13 protein-coding genes are annotated in these 18,184 nt (G+C 66.3%); 7 read left to right on the top strand and 6 right to left on the bottom strand.

All coding sequences use genetic code 11. The features are described from left to right. Positions 1 to 251 precede the first annotated feature (251 nt). Positions 252 to 2,633 carry a TonB-dependent receptor gene (locus AC3A4T_RS23125; RefSeq protein WP_487677521.1) on the bottom strand — a complete coding sequence of 794 codons (2,382 nt, stop codon included), beginning with the start codon at positions 2,631 to 2,633 and terminating at the stop codon, positions 252 to 254. Positions 2,634 to 2,928: 295 nt separating this feature from the next. Between AC3A4T_RS23125 and AC3A4T_RS23120 the strand changes: the two genes are divergently transcribed. The 4 genes from AC3A4T_RS23120 to AC3A4T_RS23105 all read left to right on the top strand — a co-directional run bounded on the left by AC3A4T_RS23120 (position 2,929) and on the right by AC3A4T_RS23105 (position 9,896). Beyond that, the gene (locus AC3A4T_RS23120; RefSeq protein WP_487677520.1) at positions 2,929 to 4,257 is read left to right on the top strand and encodes an MFS transporter; all 1,329 of its coding nucleotides are present in this window, start codon (positions 2,929 to 2,931) and stop codon (positions 4,255 to 4,257) included. Between the two features lie 76 nt (positions 4,258 to 4,333). After that, the gene (locus tag AC3A4T_RS23115; RefSeq protein WP_487677519.1) at positions 4,334 to 5,656 is read left to right on the top strand and encodes a dicarboxylate/amino acid:cation symporter; all 1,323 of its coding nucleotides are present in this window, start codon (positions 4,334 to 4,336) and stop codon (positions 5,654 to 5,656) included. A gap of 164 nt (positions 5,657 to 5,820) precedes the next feature. Further along, the gene (locus AC3A4T_RS23110; protein ID WP_487677526.1) at positions 5,821 to 7,023 is read left to right on the top strand and encodes an OprO/OprP family phosphate-selective porin; all 1,203 of its coding nucleotides are present in this window, start codon (positions 5,821 to 5,823) and stop codon (positions 7,021 to 7,023) included. A 203-nt stretch (positions 7,024 to 7,226) separates the two neighbouring features. After that, positions 7,227 to 9,896 (top strand): hybrid sensor histidine kinase/response regulator, encoded by a 2,670-nt coding sequence (locus AC3A4T_RS23105; RefSeq protein WP_487677518.1) that lies wholly within the window; start codon positions 7,227 to 7,229, stop codon positions 9,894 to 9,896. 482 nt (positions 9,897 to 10,378) lie between these two features. Here AC3A4T_RS23105 and AC3A4T_RS23100 read toward each other — a convergent pair whose 3' ends face one another. The 4 genes from AC3A4T_RS23100 to AC3A4T_RS23085 form a co-directional block, all read right to left on the bottom strand. After that, the gene (locus AC3A4T_RS23100) at positions 10,379 to 11,035 is read right to left on the bottom strand and encodes a LuxR C-terminal-related transcriptional regulator (protein WP_487677517.1); all 657 of its coding nucleotides are present in this window, start codon (positions 11,033 to 11,035) and stop codon (positions 10,379 to 10,381) included. 602 nt (positions 11,036 to 11,637) lie between these two features. Then, entirely contained in the window at positions 11,638 to 12,624 is a 987-nt protein-coding gene (locus AC3A4T_RS23095) for a malate dehydrogenase (RefSeq protein ID WP_056110797.1), read from the bottom strand. 99 nt (positions 12,625 to 12,723) lie between these two features. Next, positions 12,724 to 13,110, bottom strand: a complete 387-nt coding sequence (locus AC3A4T_RS23090) for a glutaredoxin family protein (RefSeq protein WP_487677516.1) — start codon at positions 13,108 to 13,110, stop codon at positions 12,724 to 12,726. A gap of 58 nt (positions 13,111 to 13,168) precedes the next feature. Beyond that, positions 13,169 to 14,374, bottom strand: a complete 1,206-nt coding sequence (locus tag AC3A4T_RS23085; protein WP_487677515.1) for a pyridoxal phosphate-dependent aminotransferase — start codon at positions 14,372 to 14,374, stop codon at positions 13,169 to 13,171. A gap of 397 nt (positions 14,375 to 14,771) precedes the next feature. On the opposite strand from AC3A4T_RS23085, the gene AC3A4T_RS23080 reads away from it, so the two are divergent. Genes AC3A4T_RS23080 through AC3A4T_RS23070 form a run of 3 tightly spaced genes read left to right on the top strand, consistent with a single transcriptional unit; the run spans position 14,772 to position 17,382 of the window. Further along, positions 14,772 to 15,530 carry a hypothetical protein gene (locus AC3A4T_RS23080; protein ID WP_487677514.1) on the top strand — a complete coding sequence of 253 codons (759 nt, stop codon included), beginning with the start codon at positions 14,772 to 14,774 and terminating at the stop codon, positions 15,528 to 15,530. Beyond that, the gene (locus AC3A4T_RS23075) at positions 15,527 to 16,768 is read left to right on the top strand and encodes a M48 family metalloprotease (protein ID WP_487677513.1); all 1,242 of its coding nucleotides are present in this window, start codon (positions 15,527 to 15,529) and stop codon (positions 16,766 to 16,768) included. Before AC3A4T_RS23080 ends, AC3A4T_RS23075 begins: the two co-directional genes overlap by 4 nt. 11 nt (positions 16,769 to 16,779) lie before the next feature. Then, on the top strand, positions 16,780 to 17,382 hold the full coding sequence (locus AC3A4T_RS23070; protein ID WP_487677512.1) for a hypothetical protein: 603 nt from the start codon (positions 16,780 to 16,782) through the stop codon (positions 17,380 to 17,382). Positions 17,383 to 17,597: 215 nt separating this feature from the next. On the opposite strand, the gene AC3A4T_RS23065 is transcribed toward AC3A4T_RS23070, so the two are convergent. Next, complete coding sequence (locus AC3A4T_RS23065; RefSeq protein ID WP_487677511.1) at positions 17,598 to 18,104, bottom strand: peptidylprolyl isomerase; 507 nt, start codon at positions 18,102 to 18,104, stop codon at positions 17,598 to 17,600. Positions 18,105 to 18,184: the final 80 nt, after the last annotated feature.

Below are 18,184 nucleotides of genomic sequence, written 5' to 3'. Positions count from 1 at the left end.
GCGCCACACGGGACATCCATGTCCCGGTGGCGCGCGACGCGCATCCATGCGCGTCGCCCTCCGGGTGTGCTTTTGCTAACGCGAGCTACAAGCCCCGCAGCGCTTGGAGTGAAATCTGAGGTCAGCTCAAAGCCACATGGCCTGCCTGTAGGAGCGGCGCGAGCCGCGACCGCGCCAATCCGGCTACCGCGCAGATTGCAACGCGCCCGCAATCCACGCCGCCCGCCAAACGCCCAAGCCGTCACCCAAAATCAAAACTGCGCATCAATCGTCAAAAACACCTGCCGCGGCGCATTGGCATGAAACGCGAACGTCTTGCCCTGCGGATCCGAGGCGCTGAATGCCGTCAGATTGCTGGCCGTGCGCTTGTCGGTCAGATTGCTGCCATTGAGCGCGATCGACCACTGCCGCAACGGCCCGACCGGCTCGAACGTGTAACGCAAGGCCGCGTCGAACTGAGTCGAACCGCCGAACCCATTGTCGTTGGTGTAGGTGTAATAGCGCTTGCCGGTGTACTTGCCGCTCACGCTCGCCAGCCACGGCCCGCTGCGATAGCTCAGCTCGCTCGACAACATTTTATCGGGCACGTCGACCACACGCTTGTCGCGGGTCTGCACGACCTTGCCGCTGTCGATGTAGTTGTCCTGATAGGTCGACTTGTTCCACGACAGTGCGTTGTACCACTCGAACTGCGCCGTGGGCTTCCAGATTAAAACCAGCTCGCTGCCGTAGCTGTCGACTGAACCGACGTTGAAGAACTGGGTGACGCACTCCGGACGCGTGCCGGCTTCGATGCTCGAACACGGGTTCAACGACAGCAGGCGGTTGTCGAACTTGACCTTGTAGACGCTGAAAGATGCCTGATAGGTCTCGCCCACGCGACGATAGCCGGCTTCCAGGGTCTTGGACGATTCGGGCTTGAGGCTGGCCTTCTGTACGTCAAACGCGGCCTGGCCGATCGCCAGCGGACCGCCGGCGCCGCCGCCGACGAAGGCGGCGACGTTTTCAGTGTAGGCGGCGAACAACTCCTGGCCTTCGCCGAGTTTGTAGCCCAGGCCGAGCTGCGGCAGGAAGCTGTCCTTGGTTTCCAGGCGCCCGCTCGCGTTGGGCACTTCCATCGCGCGCGGATCGACCTGGCGCGCGCGCATGTCGACCTGGGTGCTCTTGGCGCCGACGTCCACGGTCATGCGGCCGTCGAGCAGGCTGATGGTGTCCTGCAGATAGGCCTGGCGGGTGTTGATGCGGTACTTCTGGAAGAACAGGCGGCGGTCGGGATCGTTGAGGAAACGGTCGTCGTTGACCGGGCCTTCGATGAAATAGAAATTGCGCTGCACGTCGTGATGGTTGCTCTCGTACCAGAAGCCGCCTTCGATGCGATGGTTGCCGATCTCCCAGGCCAGCGAACTCATCGCGCCGTAGCGGTTGATGCCGTAGTTGGTGCTGCGGATCGAGATCGGGATCGCCTTGGGCGTGTTCGGGTACGAGTAATTGCCCGGCGACCACCAATGACCCTGGCCGCGGTCGTCGTGGTAATACGCCTGCGATTTCAACGTCAGGCCTTCGCCGAGATTGAACTCGCCGGCCAGCGCCGCCAGATGGTCGGTGCGCAACGCGCGGCTGGCGTAGTAGGCATCGTCGATGGTCGCCGCCGGGCCGCTGAAGCCGCAGCGCGGATCGCCGGCGCGGTGCTGATTGGCCGGCCACGGCTTGGGCGCGCAGTACGCGGCGGCGAGCGCGCGCTGCCAGTCGGGCTTGTACAGATTCCAGTCCCAACCCGCGCCGCGCGACAACAAGCCCTTGGACAGGTAAGCGAAGTTGGCCTGACTGGTTTCGGCGCTGGACACGAACGCGCTGATCCGGTTGCCGTCGCCGAACTGATACAGCGCCTTGAGGTTGACCTGGTTCTGATCCTGATTGTCGCCGGGCTTGGACCACATGTCGGCGCTGAGCAGCGAGCCGGACAGATACATCGAGAAGCCGCCGTGATCGCCGCTGTCCAGTCGCGCATAGGTACGGCGGGTGCTGTCGCTGCCGAAGGTCTGGGCCAGGCGCAGGCCGAATTCGGTCTGCGGATCGGAGGAGAAATACTGCAAGGTGCCGCCGAGGTTGCTGGTCGAGGCGGTGCCGAGCGAGCCGATGCCCGCGGCCAGTTCCGCGCCGGCCAGGTTCTCGCCGATCAAGGCGCGGCTGATGCCCAGGCCGTTGTAGTTGCCGTAGCTGTTGTCGCCGAGCGGAATGCCGTCGAGGGTGTAGCCGAGCAGGCGCTGGTTGAAGCCGCGCAGGCTGATGGTCTGCGATTCCTCGTTGGCGCCGTAGGCGTCGTTGGACTGCACCGAGATGCCCGGCAGTTTGTTGAGGATCTTCTGCGGGCTGGTGCCCGGCGCGCGCTTTTCGATATCCGCCAGTTTGACCCGCTGCACCTGGCGGGTCTCACCCATGCCGATCACCGACACCGCGTCGAGCGTGGTCGCGTCGCGGCCCGCCGCTTCGCCTGCGGCACCGTCGAGCGAAGCACCGTCGAGCGCGGTCTCGGGCGCGGGCGCGGCCTCGCGCGGATCGGCGTGAACGGACGAGGTCGACAGCGCGGTCCAGATCGCCAGCACGAGCGCGGGCGTGGCAAGGGGGTACTTCATTGCAATCTCCGGGGGAAGTTCGGGCAAAAATCCGGAGAAGCATGGGCGGCGCAGATGACGCGTTGATGGCGGACGGGCGCGGATGAACAGCGCCCCTAACCCTAAGGTGGTATTGGTCGCCGCCGCGACCCGGACCACTATCGGCACCGAACGCAGGGACCTGCGCTTGCCTTGCCGTTGTCCGCGTGTGCCGCGAGCCATTCGTGCAAAGCGTCCACGCCCGTTTCGGTGTTATCGCCAGCGCTGCAACCGCCTTCGCATCGTCAGTATTCGCTTTCCCAGGAGCCGCCATAACGTGAGCGCCGTCACCCTCGCCGACACCGCGCCCAGCGCCCCGAGCGTGAGCCCGGGGCAACGCCTGAAATCGATCTTCTCCGGCTCGGTCGGCAATCTGGTCGAGTACTACGACTGGTACGTCTACACCTCGTTCTCGCTGTACTTCTCGCACGTGTTCTTCCCCAGCGGCGACAAGCTCAGCCAGAACCTCAAGACCGCGGCGATTTTCGCGGTCGGCTTCCTGATGCGTCCGATCGGCGGCTGGGTGTTCGGCCGCTACGCCGACCGCCACGGCCGCAAGGCCTCGCTGATGCTGTCGGTGCAGTTGATGTGTCTGGGCTCGCTGATCATCACCCTGACCCCGGGTTACGAAACCATCGGCCTGCTCGCGCCGATCCTGCTGCTGGCCGCGCGCCTGATGCAGGGCCTGAGCGTGGGCGGCGAATACGGCAGCTCGGCCACTTACCTGAGCGAAATGGCGTCCAGCAAGCATCGCGGCTTCTGGTCGAGCTTCCTCTACGTCACCTTGATCATGGGCCAGCTGCTCGCGGTGCTGGTGCTGGTGGTGCTGCAGCAGTTCGTGCTGACCGACGAGCAACTGCGCTCGTGGGGCTGGCGTATTCCATTCGCGATCGGCGCGGTCGCCGCGGTGGTCGCGCTGTACCTGCGCCGCAACATGCACGAGACCGAATCGTTCGCCAAGCTCAAGGCCAGCGACACGCCGCAGCGCAAGGAAGGTTCGCTGCGCACCTTAATGCAGCACCCGCGCGCGGTGCTGACCGTGATCGGCCTGACCATGGGCGGCACGCTGGCGTTCTACACCTACTCCAACTACATGCTGAAGTTCCTCAGCCTGAGCGCGGGTTTCAGTGAATCAACCGCGACCCTGATCAACGCCTCGACCCTGTTCGTGTACATGCTGCTGCAGCCGCTGATCGGCGCGCTGTCGGACCGGATCGGCCGGCGGCCACTGCTGATCGCGTTCGGCGTGCTCGGCGCGGTACTGACGGTGCCGGTGATGCATTGGATCCGCGATGCGCAGACGCCGCTGGAAGCGTTCTTCCTGATCATGGTGTTGCTCGGCGCGGTCAGCGGCTACACCGCGATCAACGCGGTGGTGAAGGCCGAGCTGTTCCCGGTCGAAGTGCGCGCGCTCGGCGTCGGCCTGCCGTATGCGCTGACCGTCGCGCTGTTCGGCGGCACCGCCGAGATCATCGCCCTGCAGTTCAAGCAGCACGGCATGGAGAGCGGTTTCTTCTGGTACGTCAGCGCCTGCATCGCCTGCTCGCTGCTGGTCTATTTCTTCATGCCCGACACCCGCAAGCATTCGACCATCGATCGCGACTGATGCCCGCCGTCGCGCACGCGAACGCAGTTCCCTTCCCCACCCTTTTCGCCGTCGTACGAGTACAGGAATCCCGCCCATGAAGAAGTCCGGTTCGCGTTTCTATCTGTGGGTGCTGGGCGCGATCGTGCTCGGCGGCGTGTTCGGACATTTCTTCCCGGACATCGCGGTCAAGCTCAAGCCGCTCGGCGACGGGTTCATTTCGCTGATCAAGATGCTGATCGCGCCGATCATCTTCCTGACCGTGGTGCTCGGCATCGCCGGCGTGTCCGACGTCAAGAAGGTCGGCCGGGTCGGGGTCAAGGCGATCGTGTATTTCGAAGTGGTCTCGACCATCGCCCTGGTGATCGGCCTGGTGGTGGTCAACACGCTCAAGCCCGGCGCCGGTTTCAACGTCGACCCGGCCACGCTCGACGCCAGCGCGGTGGAGAAATACGCGACCGCGGCCAAGGACCAGAGCACCGTCGATTTCATCCTGCACATCATCCCCAAGACCTTCACCGACGCCTTCACCGGCAACGGCGACCTGCTGCAGGTGCTGCTGCTGGCGGTGCTGTTCGGCTTCGCCCTGCTGCACATGGGCAAGAGCGGCGAGAAGGTGATGGACCTGCTCGAAGCGGTGTCGAAGGTGTTCTTCGGCATGATGAGCATGATCATGAAGCTCGCGCCGATCGGCGCCGGCGCGGCGATGGCTTTCACCATCGGCAAGTACGGCGTGGACTCGCTCGGCCCGCTGGCCAAGCTGATGGGCAGCTTCTACCTGACCTGCGCGCTGTTCATCCTGATCGTGCTCGGCTCCATCGCCCATTTCACCGGTTTCAGCATCCTGCGCTTCATTCGCTACATCCGCGACGAACTGCTGCTGGTGCTGGGCACTTCGTCGTCGGAATCGGCGCTGGTGCCGCTGATGCGCAAGCTCGAACGCCTGGGCTGCTCCAAGCCGGTGGTCGGGCTGGTGGTGCCCAGCGGCTATTCGTTCAATCTCGACGGCACCAACATCTACCTGACCATGGCGACGATCTTCGTCGCCCAGGCGCTCGGCGTCGATCTGACCCTGACCCAGGAATTGACCTTGCTGATGGTGGCCATGCTGACCTCCAAGGGCGCCTCTGGCGTCACCGGCGCGGGCTTCATCACGTTGGCGGCGACGTTGACCGTGGTGCCGTCGGTGCCGGTCGCCGGCCTGGCGCTGATCCTCGGCATCGACCGCTTCATGAGCGAGGCACGCGCGCTGACCAACTTCATCGGCAACGGCGTGGCGACGATCGTGGTCGCGCGTTGGGAGAATGAGCTCGACCGCGACAAGCTCAATCACGAACTGGCCAATCCGCCGAGCGCGACCGATCTCGACGACGATCTGCCGTCGGATCACCACGCGCCGTTGGCCGACAAGGCCGCCTGACCTGGCGCCGCTGGAGTTTCGCCGGGCCGTTTGAACGGCGAGCGTATTACCGGGCCACCGCTACGGCCCGGTCGTCAACCTGATCACCACGAGCCGGACGCACTGCGCCCGGCGCGGTTTCCTGCTGCCAGGACGGCGGTCACGACCTGGAGTTCCGACCGATGATCCGTATCGACCGCCTCGCCCTCGCCCTGTCCGCCGCGATCGTGGCCGCCGCGCTGCCGTGCGGCGCGCGCGCCGCCAATTTCGACGACTGGCCGACAAAATACAGCTTCGCCGACGGCACCGAAATTTCCGGCACCGCCAACGTCGCCTACGACGTGGTCGATTTCTCCGCCGACAACGGCTACGGCACCGCCGCGACCGCGCTGTCCGACGACGGCCATTTCCGCCGTCGCGAATTCGGCGTGAACCTGAAGAAGAAGGACGTGTACGACTTCACCGCGGTGTTCGATTTCGAAGCCAAGGTCTGGCTCGACGTCGCCCTGCGCATGGAAACCAAGGCCTTGTTCGGCGCCGATTACGGCAAGCTGCGCGTGGGTTACTTCAAGACCCCGGTCAGCATGGAGAGCGTGGCGGCGTCGCGCAGCGGCAGCATGATCGAATTGTCGGCGGCGTCGCAGGCGATCTATCAGGCGCGCCGCACCGGCGTGGAATGGTCGATGGAGCGGCCGCGTTATGCGCTCAGCGCGGCGTATTTCTTCGGCCACGATCTGCAGGGCGACAACCCCGGCACCACCGCGGCCGGACGCGCGGTGTGGACGCCGGTCAAGGACAAGGATCATGTCGTGCATCTGGGCCTGACCGCATCGGTCGAGAACCCGCACGGTTTCACCGATGGACGCGGCGCCTATTTCGGCCCGTCCACCCGCTTCCGCGCGCGGCCGATGAACGGCCTGACCGCGGTGCGGCTGGTCGATTCGGGCAGCCTGCGCAACACCGACAAGGTGCTGCGCAACGGTCTGGAAGCGCTGTGGATCGAGGGCCCGTGGTCGGTGCAGGCCGAGTACCTGCGCGCCACCGCGCAACGCGAAAACGGCGCGCGCGATTTCACCGCCGACGGTTACTACGTCACCGGCAGTTGGGTGCTGACCGGCGAAACCCGGCCCTACACCGGCAACAACGTCGCCAACATCAAACCCGCGCATGGTTATGGCGCGGTCGAACTGCTCGCGCGCTACGGCGAACTCGATCTCGACGATGGCGGCATCGCCGGTGGCCACCAGCGCGATCTGACCCTCGGCGTGAACTGGTACCTGACCACGCATTTCAAGTTCCAGGCGAACTGGGTGCAAGTCAAAGCCGACAAGGGGCTGTTGTCGGGGGATCCGGATGTGATGGAGGTTCGGGCGCAGTTGCAGTTTTAGAAGCCGGGGGGTCGGGATTGGGGATTAGGGATTCGCAAAGGCGGGGTTCGTCGGCACTTTGACTTTGCGACGCCGGGTCGCGACGATGGATTGCGCAAGGCTTCGCCGATATCCGGCGCCAATCGTGACCCGCGCGATTGGCAGATCGCATCGCACCCGCTGTTCCGAATCCCGACTCTCGAATCTCCAATCCCGGCCTTTCATTGATCCCCCACCGCCGCCAGCTGCAAACCGCCCTGTGGATCGCCCTGATCGCGATCGGCGTGGCGCTGTCGATGCTGATCGCCGGACGCATCGCGTATTCGCAGGCGCTGCAACGCCAGGCCGGCGAAGCGCGCGCGCTGCTGGCCCAGCGCGCGCAGGTGATCGAGCAGCACATCGACCGGTATCGGATCATGCCGGCGGTGTTGTCGCTGGATCCGCAGCTGCGCGCCACCCTGGCTTATCCCGACGACCGCACTCAGCGACAGCGCGCCAACGAACGCCTGGTCCAGCTCAATTTCGCCAACCGCACCAGCACCCTGACCCTGATCGACAGCCAGGGCATCGGCATCGCCGCGAGCAACTGGGACCTGCCCGAAAGCAACGTCGGTCAGTCGTATGCGTTCCGCCCGTACTTCCAGAAGGCGATGAGCGACGGCGCGGGCGAGTTCTACGCGATCGGCGTAACCACCCATGTGCCGGGCCACTTCATCGCCCGCGCGATCCACGACGAACGCGGCGGCGCGGTCGGCGCGGTCGCGGTCAAGGTCGAACTCGAGGACATCCGCTCGGACTGGAGCGGTCGCGGCGATCTGGTTCTGCTCAGCGACGCCAGCGGCGTGGTGTTTCTGAGCGCGCAGCCGCAGTGGCGTTATCGCCTGCTGCGCACGCCGACGCCGGCGCAGAACCTGCATCTGCAAAGCACCCGGCAATATCAGGGGCAGCCCCTGCGACCGGCCACGGTCCGGGTCGAACGCGAAGTCGGCGACGGCGCGCGCGTGGTGCGCCTGCGCGATCCGCTGATGCGCGAACCGATGCTGTGGCAATCGCTGCACCTGCCGCGCGAAGACTGGACTCTGCATCTGCTGCGCGACACCACGCCGAGCATCCGCACCGCCTGGATCGCGCGCGCGGTCGCCGCCGGCGCGTGGCTGCTGCTGGTCTCGGTGGTGCTGCTGCTGATGCAGCGCAACCGCATCGCCGCGCTGCGGCTGCGCAGCCGGCAGGAACTGGAGAAGATGGTCGAGCATCACGCCGAAGCCTTGCGCAATGCGCAGGACGGCGTGGTCCAGGCGGCGCGGCAGGCGAGTCTGGGCGAAGGCCACAGCCTGGAGCATCTGCCGCAGGGCGTCAGCGTGGTCGACGCGGAACTGCGGCTGGTCGCGTGGAATCAGCGTTATGCCGAACTGTTTCGTTATCCGCCCGACTTGCTGCAGGTCGGCCGCCCGATCGAAGACCTGATCCGCTACAACGCGCGCCGCGGCCTGCTCGGCAGCGATCCCGAAGACGCGATCCGTCGCCGCCTGGACCATCTGCAGCGCGGCCAGCCGTATCTGCACGAACGCGAGCGACCCGACGGCACGGTGATCGAGATCCGCGGCAATCCCATGCCCGATGGCGGCTTCGTCACCAGTTACGCCGACATCACCGCGTACAAGCAGGCCGCGCGCGATCTGCGCACGCTCGCCGACAGCCTGGAGCGCGGCATCGAGCAACGCACCAGCGACCTGCAAAGCGCCAAGGGCGAAGCCGAACGCGCCAACCGCTCCAAGACCCGCTTCGTCGCCGCCGCGGTCCACGATCTGCTGCAGCCGTTGAACGCGGCGCGCATGTACCTGTCGTCGCTGCGCCGGCGCGTCGACGCCGAAGGCCGCGAGCTGACCGATCACATCGAGGCCGCGCTGGCCGCGCAGGACGACATCCTGTCGAGCCTGCTGGATATTTCGCGGCTCGAGTCGGGCGCGCTGGAAGTCAAACGCGGCGCGCTGCCGCTGGCGCGCGTGCTGGGTGCGATCGAAAGCCAGTTCCGCATCCTGGCCGAATCGCGCGGCCTGCATCTGCATTGCCTGCCCTGCAGCGCGATCGTCGACAGCGACGAAGTGTTGCTGCGCCGGATCGTGCAGAACTTTCTTTCCAACGCAATGCAGTTCACCCCGCGCGACGGCCGCATCGTGCTCGGCGCGCGGCGTCTGCGCGACGGCGTGCGCATCGAAGTGTGGGACACCGGGCCGGGCATCGCGCCGAATAAACGCGAACTGATCTTCGAGGAATTCCAGCGTCTGGACACCGGCGTGGAAGCGCCGCAGCGCGGCGCCGGACTGGGATTGGCGATCGTGCGGCGAGTCGCGTTGTTGCTCGACCATCGCATCGGCCTGCGTTCGTGGCCGGGACGCGGCAGCGTGTTTTCGGTCGAGGTGCCGTATGCGAGCGCGGCGGTTGACGATGGCGTGGTGAGCCCGGTATCAATGACGCAGGACGGCTCCATGGCCGGCGTCGACCGCGATGAAGACTCGCCGTTGTTCGGACGTCAGGTGTGGGTGATTGACGACGATCCGCATTCGCGCCAAGCCGCGCAGCGCCTGCTCGAAGATTGGGGCTGCCGGATCGAGACCGCGGCGACCGCGGCCTGCGCGCTGACCCACGCTGATCACTTGCCGATGCCGGAGCTGTTGCTGCTCGATTATCGGTTGGGCGAAAGCACCGGCTTCGAACTGGGCACGCAGTTGGAGGCCAAATGGAAGCGCATGCCGCCTGTGGTGCTGATGTCGGCGGATGCCGATCCCGGGCTGCGTACGCGCGCTAGCGAGCGTGGGTGGAGTTTTCTGCCCAAGCCGCTGAAACCGGCGGCGCTGCGGGCGCTGGTTACGCGGATGGTGATGCGCGGGGGTTGAGGCTTAGGCCGATACGGCGCGAATTTGTGTTCTTCGTGGTTGTGGTTGTTTGTTGTGCGGATGCAATGTCGATGGGCGATCTGCTGGCACCGGACGTTTTCCGCGTCGTGGCTGGTAAAGCAAAAGCGAATCCCCCCTGCCCCCCTTTTACAAAGGGGGGAACAGCAACGGCGACAGCGAAGGAACTACATTGACAAGAAGCAGCTGCTGAAATCGGCGCTTACTTTCGAGTTGGCAGGTAAAAACAGCACCGACTTTCGAAGTCATCGCTGAAGTCGGCGCCCACTTTCGAAGCAGCTGCTGAAATCGGCACCCACTTTGGAAAAGGGGGCGAGCGCCCGGCGTGGCTCGGTCCTGAGTGGCGATCGGTGCGCGGGGGATTCGCTGTTCGCATCAGCCGGCGCAAACGAACTATCTAGGCTGTCTTCAACGAAAGCGCCGATTGAGATCACACCGATGGCGACCTCGACGCCCCGGCAAACCTAGCCCTGCAACCCCGCCGCATCGTCTTCCAACGACAACCCCTTCACCAACACCGCCGCCTGCGTGCGCGAGTGGCAACCGAGTTTGCGCAGGATCGCGGTGACGTGGATCTTGACCGTGTTCTCGGCCAGCGACAGCTCGTAGGCGATCTGCTTGTTGAGCAGGCCGTCGGCCAGCCGCAACAGCACCCGCATCTGTTGCGGGGTGAGCTGGGCCAGGCGATCGGCGAGTTGCGCGTCGCCCTCGTCGCGCTCGACCTGCTGCGGCGGAAACCAGATGTTGCCGGCGAGCACCGCCTCGACCGCTTCGGCCAGCACCGTCGACGGCGCCGACTTGGGCACGAAGCCCGAGGCGCCGAACTGCTGCGCGCGGCGGATCGTGCGCGGATGTTCGTTCGAGGAAATGATCACCACCGGCAACTCGGGGCGTTCGCCGCGCGCGTACACCAGCGAGGAAAAACCCATCGCGCCGGGCATCATCAGGTCGAGCATGGCCAGGTCGAACTCCTCGCCGCTGGCGATGGCCGCTTCCAGCGCGCTCTGGCTCGACACCTCGACCATCGCCGCGCCGGGCGCGATCTCGCCCAGCGCGAAGCGCAACGCCGCCCGGAACATCGGGTGGTCGTCGGCGATCAGGATGCGCAGGGTGTCGCTCATCGGGTGGAGTCCCTCGGACGTGGAGCGGGACCGATCCTACACGGTCGGGGACGGCGGGACTTCGTCTGGCCTTTCCCTGGATCGGCTTGCAGGCCCTCTCCTGCTTGCGGCGTCTGAAGAGTGTCTGCAGGACAGAGAGCCAGGCGAGGACAAATGAGGCCTCTGAACACATCGCTAGCCAAGATTCACGTGCCCTCATCCGGCCCTTCGGGCCACCTTCTCCCGCGAGCGGGAGAAGGGCGAACCCACCGCCGTTCCACTCCCTCTCCCGCTTGCGGGAGAGGGCTGGGGTGAGGGCTCGCGGACAATGATCTCGCGTCGCAAGCCAGAATTCGCACGCCCTGACACCCCAAGGATGCTTGCTTCGGGCCACCTTCTCCCGCAAGCGGGAGGGAAAACCAAGGCCGTTCCACTCCCTCTCCCGCTTGCGGGAGAGGGCTGGGGGTGAGGGCTCGCGGACAATGATCTCGCGTCGCAAGCCAGAATTCCCACGCCCCTCATCCGGCCCTGCAGGCCACCTTCTCCCGTAAGCGGAAGAAGGACTCGCCCAAAAAACAGGGCGGCCGAAGCCGCCCCGTTCATCCATCGCATCGCGCGATCGATCAGCCCAGCAGATGCGCCACGCCGGCGCGCTCTTCCTCGAGCTCGGCCAGGGTCTTGTCCATCGCGGCGCGGCTGAACGCGTCCACTTCCAGACCTTCCACGCGCTTGTACTCGCCGTTCTCGGTGATCACCGGCACGCCGTACATCACCGTTTCCGGGATGCCGTAGCTGCCGTCGGACGGCACGCCCATGGTCACCCACTTGCCGTTGCTGCCGAGCACCCAGTCGCGCACGTGGTCGATGGCCGCATTGGCCGCCGACGCCGCCGACGACAGGCCGCGTGCTTCGATGATCGCCGCGCCGCGCTTGCCGACCTGCGGGATGAAGGTGTTCGCGTTCCAGTCGGCGTCGTTGATCTTGTCCTTCAGCGACTGGCCGTTGACGGTGGCGAAGCGGTAGTCCGGGTACATGGTCGGGCTGTGGTTGCCCCACACCACCAGGCTTTCAATGTCGCCCACGGCCACGCCGGCCTTCGCGGCGAGCTGGCTCAGCGCGCGGTTGTGGTCCAGGCGCAGCATCGCGGTGAAGTTCTTGGCCGGCAGGTCCGGCGCCGACTTCATCGCGATGTAGGCGTTGGTGTTGGCCGGGTTGCCGACCACCAGCACCTTGACGTTGCGCGAAGCCACTTTGTTCAGCGCGGCGCCCTGGGCGGTGAAGATCTTGGCGTTTTCCAGCAGCAGGTCCTTGCGCTCCATGCCCGGGCCGCGCGGACGCGCGCCGACCAGCAGGGCCACGTCGGCGTCCTTGAACGCGACTTCGGCATCATCGGTGCCGACCACGCCGGCCAGCAGCGGGAACGCGCAGTCTTCCAGCTCCATGATCACGCCCTTGAGCGCGGCCTGGGCCTTCTCCAGCGGCAGTTCGAGCAACTGCAGGATGACGGGCTGATCCTTGCCGAGCATTTCGCCGGAAGCGATGCGGAACAGCAGCGAGTAGCCGATCTGGCCGGCAGCACCGGTGACGGCAACGCGGACGGGGGTCTTCATCGAGGTCTTTCCTTCACGAGTGAACGGTATGACGGGCACGCGGCCCGCGGGGTTGATTGGAATCCGCGCGCGGCCCGCGCCGCGCGCCGGGGAGTTCGCTTACAGGCGGTAACCGAGCGGCTCCATCCGGTCCTTGATCTCGTCCATGTTGTAACCGTAGACGATGTCCTGGCCGATGATGGTGACCGGCACGCCGCGCGCGCCGACGGCCTCCATCGCGCGCTGACCGGCTTCGGTGTCGATGTCGATCAGGCTGTAGCGCACGTCGGCCAGTTCGAAATCCTTGCGCAGTTTTTCGCAGTAACCGCACCAGTCCGCGGCCAGCATCACGATGCGCTTGTCGCCGGTGGTGTGGCGCGGATCGTCCGGCTTGAGTTCGGCCGGACCCGAGGCGAACAGGTCGAAACCGTTCGCCTTGATCAGCTTGACCCCGCCGATGCCGACGGCGGCGGCCAGGGCGATCCAGAGCACGGTGGTAACGCGCATGTCGAATTCCTTGTCTCTACGATCGCCGTGAGTGGCCGACCACGATTCCGCGCCGGGCTCAGACGAGCTCGGCGAAGAATTCCTGGAACCGCTGCAGACCCGGCGCCAGCTGCGGCGTCGGACAGGTGTAGCTGATGCGCAGCGCGCGCGGCTCGCCGAACGCCGAGCCCGGCACGCAGGCCACGCCCTTGGTTTCCAGCAGCGCGTTGCACAAGTCCATGTCGTTGCCGATCTTCAGCCCGCTCGGCCCGTGGGTCTTGCCGAACGCGACGCTGATGTCCGGGAACACGTAGAACGCGCCCTGCGGACGCGGGCAGATCACGCCCGGAATCGAATTCATCACGTCCATGACCTGATCGCGCTTGGCCTGGAACTCGGCGCAGCGCGCGGTCGGCACGTCCTGCGGACCCGACAGCGCGGCCACCGCGGCGGCGGTGACGATTTCCGGGATGTTGGTGATGTGGTTGGAATTCATCGTGGTCACGGCCTGCGCCACCGCTTCCGGACCGGCCATGAAGCCCACCCGCCAACCCGGCATGCCGTAGGTCTTGGACAGCGAGTCGATGAAGATCACCCGGTCGCGCAACTCGGGCCGCGCGTGCACGAAGTTGTGATAGCCCAGGCCGTCGAACACCATGCGGTTGTAGATGTCGTCGGTGATGACCCAGGTGTCCGGGTACTTGGCGACGACGTCGGCCAGCGCATCGATCTCTTCCTTCCCGTACACCATGCCGGTCGGGTTGGAGGGATTGTTGAACAGGAACACGCGCGGCTTCTTCGCCAGCGCGGCGTCGAGCTGTTCGGGCGTGAGCTTGTAGTCCTGCGAGGCCGGGCACGGCAGCAGGTCGATCTTGGCGTTGACGATCTCGGCGATGTCGAGATAGCTGGTCCAGTACGGGGTCGGGAAGACGATGGTGTCGCCTTCGTCCAACAGCGCCTCGGCGATGTTGTAGATCACGTGCTTGGCGCCGATGCCGGTGGCGCAGTTGACCCGGCCGTAACCGCTCAGGCCGATCTTGCTCATGTGCTCAATGAACGCGTCCAGCAGCGCATCGGCGCCGCGGTTGCTGCCGTATTGGCCGCTGTCCTTGGCCAGGGCTTCGCGCACGGCGGCGTAGACGTGATCGCCGGGCAGGAAGTTGGGAACGCCGATCGAAAAGCTGATGATGTCGCGGCCTTCGGCCTTGAGCCGCTTGGCCTTTTCGGCAACCTGCATGATCGCGCTGGGCTTGGCGCGACCGATGCGCCGGGCGAGCTGGGGCATCGTGAGAACCTCGTGGGGATGGCTCGTGGGGTGATGTACGACAGAGCGTGTGCGGTACAGATGCGTGGGCCGAACGGCCGTGACGCCGCGGCGATCGCTGCCGGAATCGCATCCCCGACGACGCGGGAATGGCCGAAAACTACCGCCGGAACCACGGGTTCTAGCCGCAAAATGGTAGCACAGCGACGGCGCCGGACCGGTTTCGCCGCGCGCCGCCGAGTCGCCGCCGCCTGCCCGGACCCGGGCGTTGGCCGTGCCCGATCCGCCACCGCGCCTTGCATATCCTGTCACTTGAAAACGGGCACGGGTTTGCGATCTAGTATCGCGGGGATTCGCGCCGGCTCGGCCGCGCGAACGGCAACACCAACGCGGGACCATCGGCACCAGGGGGCCGGTCATGAATCGAATCAAGCAAGCGCTGACGGGCGCAGTCGTAGTGCTGTGCCTGAGCGGCCTGCCCTCGCCGGCGGCCCATGCGCAGACCCGCACCGCGACCGACGCCAGCGGCCATCAGCTCAAGGTCGACGGCACCGTGGTGCTGATCGAGCCGGACATCGAACTGAGCCTGATCACCGCCGGCGGCCTCAACGAGCCGCGCAAGGAATGGTCCGACAACGCGCGCAAGCTGTACCCGCGGGCCGTGCACGACCTGCTCGCCGGCGCCAAGACGCAGCGCAAGGACGACTACGACGTTCCCGACGACCTCGACCCCAACTCGCGCCTGGGCCAGGTCATGCGCCTGAATCAGGCGGTCGCACTGAGCATTGCCCAGTACTCGCAGGCCGGTAACAACGCCCTGGCGACCAAGAAAGACCCGAAGACCAACAAGCCGCGCCTGGACTGGACCCTAGGCGCGGGCGTGACCGAACTGCGCGAAGCGACCGGCGCCGACTACGGCCTGTTCACCTACGTCCGCGATTCCTACGCCAGCGGCGGCCGCAAGGCGGTGCGGATGCTGGCGATGATCACCGGCGCGGCCCTGGGCGCGTACGTCGACGTTGGCGGCGGCAGCCAGATCGGCGTGGCCACCCTGGTCGATCTGCGCACCGGGCAGGTGGTCTGGTTCAACCTGATGGCCAAGCAAAGCGGCGACTTGCGCGACGAGAAAGGCGCCAAGGGCACGGTCGCGAGCATGTTGAAGGACATTCCGCTGTGAGCGCCGCGCCGGCTTCCCCGGCGCGCGCGATCGCGGCCCGCGGCCGGACCCGACCTCCGATCGCGGCGGCCATCGCCCTGGCCACGGCGCTGGCGGCGCTGATGCCCTCGCCGTCGGCCGCGGCCGAAACCGCGCCGATGCCGCTGCAACCGGGCGAGCGTCCTACCGCCAACAGCACCGAGGCCGAGCTGTGGTACGGCATGGACCAGGCCGAGCGCGACCTCAAGACCGCGCCGATCCTGGTCCGCGACCCGGCCCTGAACGCCTACGTCCACGGCGTCGCCTGCCGCGTCGCCGGGCCGCATTGCCAGGACCTGCGCGTCTATATCGTCGACGTGCCGGTGTTCAACGCCTCGATGGCGCCCAACGGCGCGATGCTGGTATTCACCGGCGCGCTGCTGCGCATGCAGGACGAATCCGAACTGGCGCTGGTCCTCGGCCACGAGTTCGCCCACTACCGACAGCGCCACAGCCTGCGCTACTGGACCAAGGCCAAGGGCACGACCGCGTTCATGGCCAGCTTCGGCGCGATTCCGGGCTTGAACCTGGTCGCGCTGGCCGCTTCGATCGGCGGCCTGGCCAACGTCAGCAAGTTCTCCCGCGACATGGAACGCGAGGCCGATCGCATCGGCTACGAGCATGCGCTGGGCCAGGGCTACGACCCCAAGGCCGGCGCCGAAGTGTGGGGACGGATGCTGCGCGAGGAAAAATCCAGCAAGGCGCGCAAACCGTGGCCGGTGTTCGCCAGCCATCCGAACACCGCCGAGCGACTGGAAGACACCGCCGCCGCGGCGAAGACCCACGCGCAGACGCCGCATCAGATCGGCCGCGAGGCCTATCAGTCAATGATGCGGCCGTTCCTGGACCGCTGGCTGGCGGCGGAGCTGTCGCGCCGTACTTACGACACCTCAATCCAGGTAATCGGCGATCTCAAGCAGGAAGCGCAGACCGCCGCCGACCTGGGCAGCCAGGGCCTGTACGCGTTCTATCTGGCCGAGGCCTATCGCCGGCGCGGCAAGAACGACGATCGCGAGCAAGCCGCCAGACTCGTCGCCGAAGCGGTGACCCATGACGACGCGCCGCCGGCGGCATGGCGCGAGTACGGCTACGTGCTGCGCGATCGCAAGCAATCCAAGCCGGCCGCCGACGCGTTCCGGCGTTATCTCGCCGCCGCGCCGAGCGCGGACGAACGCAGTTTCATCGAAAAAACCATCGCCGATCTGGAGAGTGCGCAGTGAATGCCCGTGTCGTGAACTTACCCCTTCGCAACCTCCGCGCCGCGCGCTTGATGTTGCTGGCCGCCGCGCTGGCGATGCTCGCGCTGACCGGCTGCGCCACCAACACCCTGCAGCGCAAGGGCGCGGCGACGGTATTCGATCTGCGTCTGGACAGCGAACTGGACTGGGCGCGGATCAAGGGCCCGCGCCAGGAGCTGTGGACCATCGATGGCAGCAAGCTCAATCAGCTGCGGATCTATTCGGGCGTGAAGCCGAACGAGCACGTGTTCATGGCGCGCAAGGAAAAAGCCTCCAAACCCGACGGCCCCTGGTTCCGCGGCGGCATGCGCGCCGACGAGTTGCGCGACCTGATCCTGGACGGCCTGCGCGAGGAAGGCGCGGTCAACGTCAGCGGCAGCCAACTGCGTCCGCAGCGTTTCAGCAATGTCGACGGCGTGCGTTTCGACTTCGCCATGACCGATGCCGGCGGCTTGAACTACAAGGGCACGGCGGCCGCGGTCGAACGCGACGGCAAGCTGACCGCGCTGGTCTGGCTGGCGCCGGGCGAGCATTACCACGACCGCGACGTGGTCGCGGTCAATCGCATGCTCGACGGGATGCAGTTCGCGCAGTGAGAGTGAGCGCGATACGCGCGGGTTGGACCATCCGTCCGACGCCAGCGCGGCGAGCGAGCGCGGCAGGCGGGCCTTGACGCTCGCATCGGCGCGCCGAAACCGGCAATCGCGGCTTGCGCGGGCGGGCCCGGAAACGAAGTAAAAAAAAGACGGCCGCGAGGCCGTCTTTTTCGTTCGTCCGCGGCCGCCGGTCGGCGCGCCGCGGCCGGCAACCCTTACGGGCGCTTGTTTTCGTCGAGGATCTTGTTCCAGTCGGCCACGCGATCGGCCTTGGCGGCCAGCACCGCGGCGGTGTCGCCTTCGATCTTGATCGAGTTGATCGCGTCGCCCTGCTTGATCGTGTCGACGATCTCCTGGCCGTCGAGCACCTTGCCGAACACGGTGTGCTTGCCGTCCAGCCAGTCGCACACGACGTGGGTGATGAAGAACTGGCTGCCGTTGGTGCCCGGGCCGGCGTTGGCCATCGACAGCACGCCGCGCTGGTGGCCCAGGCCGTTGCGGGTCTCGTCCTCGAAGCGGTAGCCCGGGCCGCCGGTGCCGGTGCCCTGCGGGCAGCCGCCCTGGACCATGAAGTTCGGGATCACGCGATGGAAGGCCAGGCCGTCGTAGAAGCCGCGCTGGGCCAGGTTGACGAAGTTGGCGACGGTCAGCGGCGCCTTGTCGGCGGCGAGTTCGACGCGGATCGGGCCGCGCGAGGTGTCGAAGGTGGCGATCAGGCTCATGCAACGCACTCCAGATGTAGCGAAGGGGATGGGGATTGGCTCGCCCGCCGACATGGCGACTGCCGAGGCAATCCACAATG

The organism is Lysobacter sp. Soil_N_51 (genome assembly GCF_057655755.1).
Note: the sequence above shows the minus strand (reverse complement) of the source record. Positions and strands in the feature narration are given on the sequence as shown.